Origin of the sequence: Agreia sp. Leaf335 (assembly GCF_001423605.1) — a bacterium.
In the GTDB taxonomy this organism is placed as follows: Bacteria; Actinomycetota; Actinomycetes; order Actinomycetales; family Microbacteriaceae; genus Agreia.
Map to the genome: position 1 here is coordinate 300,330 of NZ_LMOQ01000002.1, position 11,793 is coordinate 312,122.

The 11,793-nt window shown below is 66.1% G+C and carries 11 protein-coding genes; 6 read left to right on the plus strand and 5 right to left on the minus strand.

All coding sequences use genetic code 11. The annotated features are described in order from the left end of the window. The first annotated feature begins 29 nt into the window (after positions 1-29). From ASF79_RS07470 to ASF79_RS07490, 5 genes are all read left to right on the plus strand, one after another. Entirely contained in the window at positions 30-1,250 is a 1,221-nt protein-coding gene (locus ASF79_RS07470) for a PucR family transcriptional regulator (RefSeq protein ID WP_055781100.1), read from the plus strand. A gap of 90 nt (positions 1,251-1,340) precedes the next feature. Further along, positions 1,341-2,261 carry an ACP S-malonyltransferase gene (locus tag ASF79_RS07475; protein WP_055853502.1) on the plus strand — a complete coding sequence of 307 codons (921 nt, stop codon included), beginning with the start codon at positions 1,341-1,343 and terminating at the stop codon, positions 2,259-2,261. A gap of 35 nt (positions 2,262-2,296) precedes the next feature. Beyond that, complete coding sequence (locus ASF79_RS07480; protein ID WP_055781093.1) at positions 2,297-3,304, plus strand: beta-ketoacyl-ACP synthase III; 1,008 nt, start codon at positions 2,297-2,299, stop codon at positions 3,302-3,304. Between the two features lie 86 nt (positions 3,305-3,390). Further along, positions 3,391-3,639 carry an acyl carrier protein gene (locus tag ASF79_RS07485; RefSeq protein WP_044438497.1) on the plus strand — a complete coding sequence of 83 codons (249 nt, stop codon included), beginning with the start codon at positions 3,391-3,393 and terminating at the stop codon, positions 3,637-3,639. A 103-nt stretch (positions 3,640-3,742) separates the two neighbouring features. Continuing rightward, complete coding sequence (locus ASF79_RS07490; protein ID WP_055853504.1) at positions 3,743-4,981, plus strand: beta-ketoacyl-[acyl-carrier-protein] synthase family protein; 1,239 nt, start codon at positions 3,743-3,745, stop codon at positions 4,979-4,981. A gap of 72 nt (positions 4,982-5,053) precedes the next feature. On the opposite strand, the gene ASF79_RS07495 is transcribed toward ASF79_RS07490, so the two are convergent. Continuing rightward, entirely contained in the window at positions 5,054-5,557 is a 504-nt protein-coding gene (locus ASF79_RS07495) for a DUF3145 domain-containing protein (protein WP_055781089.1), read from the minus strand. A 206-nt stretch (positions 5,558-5,763) separates the two neighbouring features. Here ASF79_RS07495 and ASF79_RS07500 point away from each other — a divergent pair, with 206 nt between their 5' ends. Further along, positions 5,764-6,315, plus strand: coding sequence for a PadR family transcriptional regulator (locus tag ASF79_RS07500; RefSeq protein ID WP_055781088.1), 552 nt, complete (start codon positions 5,764-5,766; stop codon positions 6,313-6,315). On the opposite strand, the gene ASF79_RS07505 is transcribed toward ASF79_RS07500, so the two are convergent. The 4 genes from ASF79_RS07505 to ASF79_RS07520 form a co-directional block, all read right to left on the minus strand. After that, on the minus strand, positions 6,312-8,600 hold the full coding sequence (locus tag ASF79_RS07505) for a transglutaminase TgpA family protein (protein ID WP_162239072.1): 2,289 nt from the start codon (positions 8,598-8,600) through the stop codon (positions 6,312-6,314). The two genes, ASF79_RS07500 and ASF79_RS07505, sit on opposite strands and share 4 nt — an antisense overlap. Next, entirely contained in the window at positions 8,597-9,913 is a 1,317-nt protein-coding gene (locus ASF79_RS07510) for a DUF58 domain-containing protein (RefSeq protein ID WP_055853509.1), read from the minus strand. The genes ASF79_RS07505 and ASF79_RS07510 overlap by 4 nt, the downstream gene beginning before the upstream one ends. 15 nt (positions 9,914-9,928) lie before the next feature. Continuing rightward, positions 9,929-10,861, minus strand: coding sequence for an AAA family ATPase (locus ASF79_RS07515; protein WP_082466362.1), 933 nt, complete (start codon positions 10,859-10,861; stop codon positions 9,929-9,931). A 163-nt stretch (positions 10,862-11,024) separates the two neighbouring features. Beyond that, entirely contained in the window at positions 11,025-11,549 is a 525-nt protein-coding gene (locus ASF79_RS07520; RefSeq protein ID WP_055781080.1) for a hypothetical protein, read from the minus strand. Between the last annotated feature and the right edge of the window lie 244 nt (positions 11,550-11,793).

Genomic DNA, 11,793 nt, shown 5'->3' on the forward strand with positions numbered 1-11,793 from the left:
ATCAGGCGCCCGGATCGAAGAGACCGAGCATGGCCAAGAGTAAGGCGGAGACGCTCGCGTGGCTCCGCACCATCTCGGGTGAGCTCGCGACAGCGACGATCAAGCGCCTCGACGCGACGCTGCCCTGGTACGGCGACATGCCGCCAGGGCGGCGCAGCGCCGTCGGACTCGTCGCGCAGGCAGGTATCAAGTCGTTCATCCAGTGGTACGAGGACCCCTCGACCACCACGTGGATCGCATCGGACGTCTTCGGTTCGGCGCCCCGCGAGCTTCTGCGCTCGGTCACGCTGCAGCAGACGCTGCAGCTGATCCGGGTGGTCGTCGAAGTCGTCGAAGACCGGGTCAAGGGTGCCGATGCTTCGCTGCGCGAGGCCATCCTGCTCTATTCCCGCGAGATCGCCTTCGCGTCGGCCGACGTCTACGCTCGCGCCGCCGAGGCGCGCGGGCTCTGGGACGCGCGACTCGAGGCCCTGGTCGTCGATTCGATTCTGAGCGGCGAATACGACGACGAGCTGCCCTCGCGCATCGCGGCTCTGGGGTGGCATGGCCACGGCGAGGTGAGCGTCCTCGTCGGCACGACTCCTCGCGTCCTCGATGTCGACCAGCTGCGCCGCACGGCACGACACCTCCAGGCAGACGTTCTGATCGGGGTGCAGGGAAACCGCCTCGTCCTCGTCATCGGACGTTCGATTCCCGCCCCCGGCAGCGCCACCCCTGCGAGCGAGGCCGCAGAGATGGACGAGCCCAGTGCGGAGCCCACCCTCAGCTTCATGGACATCGCTCGCGCGCTGGAACCGGGATTCGGACCCGGCCATCTCGTCCTCGGACACGAGGTGCCGAGCCTGGTCGACGCATCCCGAAGCGCGAAAGCGGCCCTGGCCGGTTTTGCGGTCGCTCGGGCATGGCGCAACGCGCCCAGGCCCACCCTGGCCGACGACCTGCTGCCGGAACGTGCCCTCGCAGGCGACCCGTTGGCCCGGTCTACCTTGGTCAATCGCGTCTATCGTCCACTACAAGACCAGTCGCCGGAGCTGATGGCGACGCTGTGGTGCTACCTCGACAACGGCCGCTCGCTCGAAGCCACGGCGCGGGAGCTCTACGTTCACCCCAACACGGTGCGATACCGCCTCAAGCGCGTGTCCCAGGTCATCGGATGGGATGCCACCGGTGCGCGCGAGGCGCTCATCCTGCAGTCGGCGCTCATCCTCGGAACGATGCACGACCACGATGGCGGCGCCACACGACGGTGACGCGGCCCTGTACCCTTTCGACAGCAGTTCTCGCCATTGTTGGTGGGAAATGCACACACCTTTGATCTCAACTCTTGGGAGGATGATCTAGTGATCGTCATCGTCTGCCCCGGCCAGGGTTCTCAAACCCCCGGCTTCCTCTCTCCCTGGCTCGATGTTCCGGGGTATCGCGAACACCTCGACGAGCTGGGATCCGCTTCCGGCCTCGACCTTGTGGCCCACGGTACGACGAGCGATGCCGACACGATTCGTGACACCGCCGTCGCCCAGCCGCTGATCGTGGCCGCCGGCATCCTGACCCTTCGTGCTCTGCTCGCCGACGGTCGCATCGACCGCATCGGCGGCATCGCGGGTCACTCGGTCGGCGAGATCACCGCGGCAGCAGGCGCCGGTGTGCTCACCGAGACGGATGCGATGGCTTTCGTTCGTCAGCGCGGGCTCGCGATGGCGTCGGCCGCTGCAGAGACGCCGACAGGTATGAGCGCGGTCATCGGTGCCGACGAGCAGGAGCTGCTCGCCCGCCTCGACGATCTCGGGCTTCAGCCCGCGAACTTCAACGGCGGTGGCCAGATCGTCGTGGCGGGCGCGCCAGACGCCCTCGCGGCCCTCGCCGCAGAACCACCGGCGAAAGCCCGTGTCATCCCCCTGCAGGTCGCCGGCGCGTTCCACACGCGCTACATGACGCCCGCCGTCGCGACGCTCAGCGAGGTCGCCTCGCGACTCGATGTGAACGACCCCACGACCACCCTCTGGACGAATAAGGACGGCAGCATCGTGACCAGCGGTCGCGAGTTCGTCGAGCTGCTCGTCGGTCAGGTCTCCTCCCCCGTCCGGTGGGATCTCGACATGGAGGCCTTCGCGAACGCGGGGGTCACCGGCATCATCGAAGTCGCTCCCGCCGGCGCCTTGACCGGCCTCGCCAAGCGCGGCCTCCGAGGTGTACCCGCCGTCGCGGTCAAGACTCCCGACGACCTCGAGGCGGCGTTCGCGCTCCTCGACGGCGACGCGTGACCCCGACACCCGATTCCCCACACCCGGAGACTTCCATGAAGCACGCCCCACTCAAGCAGAATCGCGGCAGCGAGTTCACCCGCATCCACAGCGTCGGCGCGGCCCGAGGCGAGAATGTCGTACCGAACGACGACCTTGTCGGACCGATCGACTCGTCAGACGAGTGGATCAGGCAGCGCACCGGGATCATCGAGCGTCGTCGTGCCGGCAAAGATGTGCTGGCTGTCGACCTGGCCACGACGGCCGCTCTCGAGGCGATCGAGCGTGCGGGCATCGATCCGCAGCAGATCGGTGCCGTCATCGTGGCGACCATCAGCAACCCTGTCGTGACGCCGTCGATCTCGTCGCTGCTGGCGGAGCGCATCGGTGCGAACCCCGCCGCCGCGTACGACATCGAGGCCGCGTGCGCCGGATACACCTACGGAATCGCCCAGGCGGACTCCCTCATCCGCTCAGGTCTCGCAGAGTACGTACTCGTCGTCGGGGCCGAGAAGCTCTCCGAGTTCATCGATCCGGCAGACCGATCCATCTCGTTCCTTCTCGGTGACGGAGCGGGTGCCGCCATCGTGGGCCCCAGTGACTTCGCCGGCATCTCCCCCAGTATCTGGGGCTCCGACGGCTCGAAGTGGGACACGATCTACATGACCGGAACCCACGCGCAGTTCCGCGATGGAGAGATCGACACCTGGCCCACCATGCGTCAAGAGGGCGCCACTGTCTTCCGCTGGGCCGTCTGGGAGATGGCGAAGGTTGCCCAGCGCGCCCTGGATGCCGCCGGCATTACGAGCGAGGACCTCGCCGCGTTCATCCCGCACCAGGCGAATATGCGCATCGTCGACGAGTTCGCAAAGCAGCTGAAGCTTCCCGAGTCCGTCGCCATCGCACGCGACATCGCGACCACGGGCAACACCTCGGCCGCGTCCATCCCTCTTGCTACCCACCGACTGCTCGAAGAGAACCCCGAGCTCTCCGGCGGCCTCGCCCTGCAGATCGGCTTCGGAGCCGGCCTGGTGTTCGGAGCGCAGGTCGTCGTTCTGCCCTAGCCACCACGTCGCGTTGCTTAGCGAAGAACGCGCACGGCCTGACCTAAACTAAGTGACGGTCAATTCAACCCTCAAGGAGAAACACAATGGCATTGTCCACCGAAGAAGTGCTGGCCGGCCTGGCCGAACTCATCAACGACGAGACCGGTATCGCCACCGACACGGTCGAGATGGACAAGTCGTTCACTGACGACCTGGACATCGACTCGATCTCGATGATGACGATCGTCGTCAACGCTGAAGAGAAGTTCGACGTGAAGATCCCCGACGAAGAGGTCAAGAACCTCAAGACCGTCGGAGACGCCGTCACGTTCATCGTCGCGGCACAGGACTAACACTCCCGCTGCAGCGCAGACGACAGGCCCGGGCATCACGCCCGGGCCCGTCGTCCACGCACCGAATACTGCCCACGATTGACCACGTGCTAGAGAGTTTTCCATGAGTTCCAAACGAATCGTCGTCACCGGAATCGGTGCGACCTCCCCCCTCGGCGGCACCGCCCGCGACACGTGGGCAGCGCTTCTCTCCGGAGCGTCAGGCGCCACCACCCTCGAGCAGGAGTGGGTAGCGAAGTGGGAGATCCCGATCACGTTCGCCGCACAGGCGAAGGTTCCCTCGAGCGAGGTGCTCGAGCGCATCGAGACCAAGCGCCTCGACCCGTCGAGCCAGTTCGCGCTCACGGCCGCCCGCGAAGCCTGGGCTGATGCCGGCTCCCCAGACGTCGTGCCCGAGCGCTTCGGCGTGGACTGGGCGACGGGAATCGGCGGCGTCTGGACGCTTCTCGACGCCTGGGACACGCTGCGCGAGCGAGGCCCCCGCAGAGTCCTGCCGATGACCGTCCCCATGCTGATGCCGAACGGCCCCGCCGCCGCCATCGAAATGAGTCTGGGCGCGCGAGCCGGTGCTCGCACCGTCGTCTCCGCCTGCGCATCCAGCACAGAGTCGATCGCCAACGCCTACGACCACCTGCAGGCCGGCTACGCCGACATCATTATCGCTGGCGGATCCGAAGCGGCCATCCACCCGCTTCCCATCGCGTCGTTCGCAGCTATGCAGGCCCTCTCCAAGCGCAATGACGACCCAGCAACGGCCTCGCGTCCCTACGACGTGACCCGTGACGGTTTCGTGCTCGGCGAAGGCGGAGCAGCCATCGTTCTCGAGACCGAGGAACACGCCCTCGCCCGCGGTGCCCGCATCTACGCCGAGGTAATCGGCGGAGCGGTCACGAGCGACGCGTACCACATCACCGCCCCCGATCCCGAGGGGTCGGCTGCGGCCCGCGCCATGATCGCGGCCGTCGAGGGGTTCGGATACTCACTCTCCGACGTCGCACACATCAACGCTCACGCCACATCGACGCCCGTCGGCGACATCGCGGAGTACAAAGCGCTCCGTCATGTGTTCGGCGACTCGCTTGCGGGCATCCCCGTCTCCGCGACCAAAGCATCCACCGGTCACCTTCTCGGTGGCGCCGGCGGAATCGAGGCGATCTTCACGATTCTGGCGCTGCACGAGCGCACGGCGCCGCCCACGATCAACCTCACCGAACAAGACCCTGAGATCGACATGGACGTTGTCACCGCGCCGCGCACTCTGCCCGAGGGCGATCTCGTGGCCATCAGCAACTCGTTCGGTTTCGGTGGCCACAACGCGGTCGTGGCCTTCAAGACCGCCTGACGCGCGAACGTTTGTCGTTCGGTCCCCTCGCTTCACCCGACCACGTCGGCGGAGGCAAGGGGACCGAACTGGTTAACCGACGGAGTGGAGCCACACCACGGGAGAGAAATCGCTCTCGTGGCGGAAGGGCTCCAGCTCGTCGTCCCATGCCTGTCCTAAGGCCAGGCGGAGCTCGCGGTGCAGCTCGAGTGCGTCGGTTCCGGCGTTCTCCATGGCCGCGCGAACGCGGTCCTCTGGAATGACCGTGTTTCCGGCGCTGTCGGTCTGCGCGTAGAAGATGCCGAGGTCAGGCGTGTGCACCCAGCGACCGCCGTCGGAGCCGGCGGCGGGATCTTCGGTGACCTCGTAGCGGAGGTGTTCCCAGCCTCGGAGCGCGGAGGCGATCGCCGCGCCCGTCCCTGCGGGGCCTTCCCAATAGAACTCGGTGCGCTGCGAACCGCGAAGCACCGGCTGCTCTCGCCAGGTGAAGTTGACGGCACGACCGATAGCGCGACCTGCGGCCCACTCGACGTGGGGGCAGAGCGCGCGAGGGGCGGAATGAACGAAGATCATTCCGTGTGCGACGGGTGCCACCATTGTTTTCTCCATTTCGTGAGGTACGTCTTCCCCAACGACCTGTGAAATGGAACTGTGGCGGCACTGATATGAAGTTGTTCTTGCATTATGCACGACGCAGCTGCGTACTGCCAGATGAATTGCCGCGGGCGTGAGCGGCGAGCCGACGCTGGATGTCTGGGAGCCTCGGACATACTGAGTAGACAATTACTGTGTTGGAGTGCGTTATGTCGGTGAGGTCGGGAATCCTCGCGGTGTTGAGCCTCGGTACGGCCTATGGCTCCCAGGTGCACGGCGAGGTCGAAACGCGCATGCACAGAGTCGGCTCCATCAACGTCGGTCAGATCTACTCGACCCTCGACAGACTTCAAGCGCAGGGCTCCGTGGTCAACGCCGGCATGACGGGCGACGGACTGCCTCTTTACGCTCTCACTCCTCAGGGTCGCCACGAGGTGTCCTCCTGGCTGATCGAGGCCGATGCCCGCGCCGGATGGACGGACTTCGTCGGTCATGTGCTTCTCGTGGCGTCTCTTCCCGACGCGCCGGTCGGCGCTCTGATCGACGCGTATCGACAGGTGCACACGCGCCCCACTCCGTCGGCAGACGGCGACGAGGGGCCTCTCGACGACCTCGGCGTCAGAAGCGGTGAGATCCTGTCGGCCGCGGCGCTGGCGTGGCTCGACGAGGTGCAGGATGTGCTGACGCGGGTCGACTGCACGCGTCCGCTGGGCAGCTTTCGTCCGCGACGGGGCCGTCGTCCGCGCCGCGAGGACGGCTAGGACGCCCGGTCTGAGCGCACGAAGAGCGACGCGGGCAACAGGCGGGCTCGTCGGCGTGTCGACTGTTCCGCCTCATCGCGGATCGAATTCTCGATGGAGATCAACCACTCTCTGATCTGCGCTCGCTCGAGTCCTCCCGCGGGAGCGCCGCGGGAATCCGCATACTGCTCGCGTTCGACGGCACGACGTAACGCGTCCACCTGTGCACGAGGAATGCGGCGCAGCGCGAGCAGCCTTTGAGCGAATTCACCCGGGGTGTCTCCGCGCGACACCTCGATGCCGAAGTCGCGTGCGAAGTCCTGGAGTTCCCACCACGCTCGTGTCGCCGGTGCATGCGACCGGCTGAGCGACTCGAGAAGACGTCGCCTTCGCCACGCTCTGATCGTCGCCGGAACGAGGCCCGCCAGGCACACGCCGACCGCGACGGCCAAGACGGTCAACCACCCCCGCAGTTGCGCCGACGATCGGGTATCTGCCGTTGATGATTGAGCCGCCGGGTCGGTGTCGTCGCGGGCTTGCGCGGTGGGAGTGGTCTCAGACGCCTCGGGTGCTGGAGCGGTGGATTGCGGCGTCTGTTGGGCGAATGCCGGCACGGAGTACGCGGGAACGGAGATCCCGAGGCTCGGTGTCGGCTCGAACGGCAACCACCCGATGCCCTCGAAGTACAGTTCCGGCCAGGAATGCAGCTGGTCGGTGAGCACCTCGTATTGGGCTTCTCCGTCTACATAGCTGGACGCGGCCGAGCTGGGAAAGTATCCGATGGCGATGCGAGACGGGATTCCGAGCACGCGCGCCATCGTGGCCATCGATGCGGCGAAGTGCACGCAATAGCCGCTCTTGACCTCGAGGAAGGCCGCCAGCGCTTCGGCGTTCGTGCCGTCGAAGGACTCGTCGACGGGTGTGTCGACGGAGTAGGTGAATTGCCCCGAGGTGAAGTAGGACTGCAGCGCCACCGCCCGGTCGTAGTTGGTCGTGGCTCCGCCAGCGACATCGTTGGCTACCTCGGTGACGATGGCCGGAAGATCGGGGGGAAGCGCAAGCAGCGGGCTCAGACTCGGCGGGATCGTGCTGCCGGCGGCGGCCAGCTGCTCGGCCGTGGGCACGAGAGTCAAACTGTCGACCGAGTAGTCGTCTCCCCTGCTGTCGTTGCGGCTGTCGGGGAGAGAGACGACGCCCGTATCGGGGTCGGCAGTCCAGCCACGGCCCGCGTTGTTGAGCGCCGTCGCCGGATAGGGAAGGGGTAGCCACTCGCTCCGCAGCCCCTCGATCGATACGTCGGTGGTGACCGTCGAGGTCTCCACCTCGTCTGCCAGGCCGCTCGGACGCGCCAGCCGCTCGAACAAGCCGTCCGACGAGTCGTTCGGCTGCCAGGTTCCCGTCGAGAAGTCGTTCAGGTCGACCATCTTGAGGTAGAGGGGCTTGTCGGACGTGGTCGTGTAGCGCAGCGACACGATCGGCGTGGTGCGCCGAAGATCTCGTCCGAGCTGAATCACGGGGTCGACGCCCGCGCCGTAGACGGAGGGCAGGCGTCCGGAGTTCCTGGAGTCTGCGAATGCCTGGGCGGTCAGCCCTGGCGTCACAGACGGAATGATGAGGGCACACACGACGGCAGCGGCACCGAGAGCCAGCGCGGTTGCAGGAGAACGTCCGGCGCGGCTCACCGAACGGCCCTCGGGTCTGCCCTTGCCGTCGACTCGAGCCGCAATCCAGAGCAGGAGGAGGAATGAAGCCGTGGTCGCGATGAATCGGACCACGTCGACGTCGCGCGCCTGAACCGCCGAGGGCACTGCGAACAGCGTCAGCGCGAGGAGGCCGACGAAGGCGGGAAAGCGCACGACGACGGCCGCGTCTGCCACGATGGCCAGAAGGCCGCATGCCATGCAGATCAACTGCATGAGAGACGAGACGGGGTCGGCGGGAATCGTCTGTACCTGGATCTGGCCACCGGCGTCGGTGAAGCCCTGAATGAGCACGTCGATGGTCGCCGGTGTGGGAATGATGCCGGCGATCGCGGTGCCGGGCGCAAAGACCCATTGGCTGACGAGAATCCACACGACGAGTGCCGCGAGGATTCCGAGCGCAGGTCTCAGCCCCGAGGCTCGAACGGCCCAGGATGCGCCGACACAGACGGCGGCCATAGCCATGGCGGCGAACCACCATTCGGCTCCTTGGATGATGGGCGCGAGCCCCGCGAGCGGTATTCCTATCGTGAGGAGCACGGCGAGTGACACCATCCACGAGCCCCGTTGCCGCCGACGTCGGTCGAGGCGAGTGCGGGGGCTCATCGTACGATCCTCGCGCTGTCGAACTCCCATGCCGCAGACGGCGGCACCGCGGGCGACACGAGTCGAGCGGTCCATCCAGCGCGGGTCAGCCGCTCGCTGAGCAGCTGAGCCCATTCGGGCGCCGATTCGGAGGACCCGATCGCGACAGGATGCACGATGAAGGCGTGCGCTGCCGAACTCGCCGTCGCCGCCTGGGCGAGTGCATCGATCGACTGACTGTCGACGTCTCCGAGCACGGCGAAGAGCGGCGGCAACTCGCCTGAGATTCGCCCGGCATCCGCAACGATGTCCCGAGCGGCCAGGGGCGGACGTCCCGAGTCGAGCTGGGCGTAGGCGCCCAGGAGAAGCAGATCTGCTGGTGAATCGTCGGCACGCTCGCCGGTGTGCGGTGTCGCGGAGTCCGGCGACTCCACGAGCACGACGCGGTACCCCTCGTGAAGGAGATGCACACCGATCGACACGGCCATCGACACCGCCCACTCGAACGTGTCCGACTGCGTTTCGGCGGCTGTGACGCGCCGGAAATTCGGAAAGCTCTCGGCACGGGTGTCGAGGACGACGACAGCCTCGTGGTCGGTGTGCTGGTCGTCTTGCCTCACCATCAGCTCGGAGTGCCGCGCCGTGGCCGGCCAGTGCACGCGTCGAATGCTGTCGCCCGTCTGGTATTTGCGGGCTATCACGTCTTGTTCGCCGCTCGCCGACGGGCGTCTCGATTGCATGGCTTGCCCGTCGCCGCTCGGGAGGCGGAATGATCCACGGGAGAGGGCCTCCACGCCCGGAGTGACGGTGAGTGTGTCGGAACCGCCCACGCTGAAGCGCCTGGTCGCGAGGCCGAAGGGGTCGCTGAATCGGATGGAGAGCGGACCGATCGCATGCCTGCCTCTACGAGGGGAATCGATGAGATAGCGCAGAGTCGTCAGACGCGGTGTGTCGGTTTCGAGCGAGCGGAATGCAGGGAGGGGTGGCAGCGTGGCTGTCGGACTCTGGCCGAGCGGTGCGGCTGCCTCGTCGTGCCAGAGCGCGCCGGGGGTGGGAACGATGCCCCAATTCTGCACCGAGAGGATGACCTCGCAGTCGGTACCCGCACTGGCCGTCTCAGGCGAGAAGCGCCGAACGACGGTGAGCTTGGGCTGGCGCACGGAGACGAGCATCAGGGAGAGAAGGGGTAGGGCCAAGGAGGCAGAGGCGGCGAAGGCGATCTCGCGCTGACCGAGCATCGGCGCGAGCGCGAACAGTGCAACGGAGGCGGCGAGAAAGCCCCATCCGCGAATCGTCAGGGTGGGCCACCGTAGTCCATGACGAGAACCGTTCATGCGAACGCGCATCGATCAGAGCGACCTGGCGGCGACGAGTGGCACCGGCGTCGACTGCACGATCCTGATCAAGGTCTCCTCGATCGCATCGACGCTGCTGCGATGGTCGGTCACCGACTTGCGTGTGGGAACGATGCGATGCCCCAATACGGGAACCACGAGCGCGTCGATGTCGTCGGGGAGGACGAAGTCCCGACCCTCGAGTGCCGCCGCGACTTTCGCCGCGCGCACGAGATGCAGAGTGGCTCGAGGGCTCGCTCCCAATCGCACCTCGGGATCGCGACGCGTCGCCTGCGCGATGTTCACCACGTATTGTTCGACGGCCCGAGAGACGAACACCTCGCGGGCGCACCGGGTCATCGCCAGAAGTTCGTCGCGGTCGACGACGGCGTCGATATCGTCGAGAGGGCTCTGCAACTCGCGATTGTGCAGCATGGCGAGTTCCGCCTCGGCGTCGGGGTATCCCATGGAGATCCGTGCCATGAATCGGTCGCGTTGCGCCTCGGGCAGCGCGAATGTCCCCTCCATCTCGATGGGGTTCTGGGTGGCGACGACGCTGAAGGGCGTATCGAGGCGGTGAGTCACTCCGTCGACGGAGACCTGCCGCTCCTCCATGCATTCGAGCAGGGCCGACTGTGTCTTGGGGGAGGCTCGGTTGATCTCGTCGGCGATCACGATATTGGCGAACACGGCGCCCGGTTTGAACTCGAAGCGATTCGCCTGCTGGTTGAAGATCGACACTCCCGTGACATCCGAGGGAAGCAGGTCGGGGGTGAACTGGATGCGACTGACGGACGCGCTGACCGAGCGAGCGAGGGCCTTGGCCAGAGTCGTCTTGCCCACGCCCGGAACATCTTCCACGAGGAGGTGTCCCTCGGCGAGGAGCACGATGAGCGACAACGTGGCGACATCGGTCTTGCCGTTGATCACTGCTTCGAGATTGGCCATGATCGAGCCGGAGAGCCGAGCGAACTCGTCGAGGTCGATATCGGCTGAGCTACGGGCGCTGGGCTGGGTGTTCGAATCGGGCAACAGGAAACTCCCTCGTTTCGCTCGATTCTAACCGCGGAAAATGAGGGAGTTCCCTGCCGGTTGCAAATTGCCGATCAGGTCAGGAGCGGTGAGCCGGATGGCCTGTCGTCAGATATTTCGCGCCCTCGTCCGGGTCGGTCAGCCACTCGGTGAACAGCATCACCATGTCGTCTCGGATCTGCACCTCACCCAGATCCGGGTGATCGATAAGAGCGGTGGTGACAAGACCCTCTTCTACGGGGAGGTAGCTCGACGCCCCTCGCCGGTACGCGGCCTGGGCCGACTGCAGATGCACAGCGAACGAGGGGCCGTAGTCTTCTCCGTCTCGGAAGACGCCCTGCGCCCAGGCGATGAGGTCGAAATCGGTCTTCGCGTCCCACGGACAGTTGCGGAGTGTCTTGTCGGTTTCCGAGAAGTAGCGGTACTTCAGTTCACCGTCGATCACCCAGTAGTTGGCATTGGCGATTCCGATGCCGATCGTCAGACTCGGCGTCTCGGGATCGAGCAACCGATAGGTGCTGATGTACGTGACGGATGCCGGCATGGGCGACTGCAGTGCGCGGGGAATGGGCGCGGGGATGCGAATCTCGAACGAACTGAACACGAGGCTCCTCCCCGGCGCGTGGCTGAATCGACTCTAACGCGTGCGCTGCACCCCATGAAACATGAGCGGCGTGCCGTGGGAGCCTCATCGAGCGCTGTGCTGCCGTTCCGAAACCGACCACCTGATGGCCCATGTCGATCCGCCCATCCCGACGACACGCCATCCTGCCTTTTCTGGCAGGGTGGAGCCGGAATGACTGCGCGTCCGCTGCGGCATCCGAGACCGTCCCTGCCAGGGATCCAGA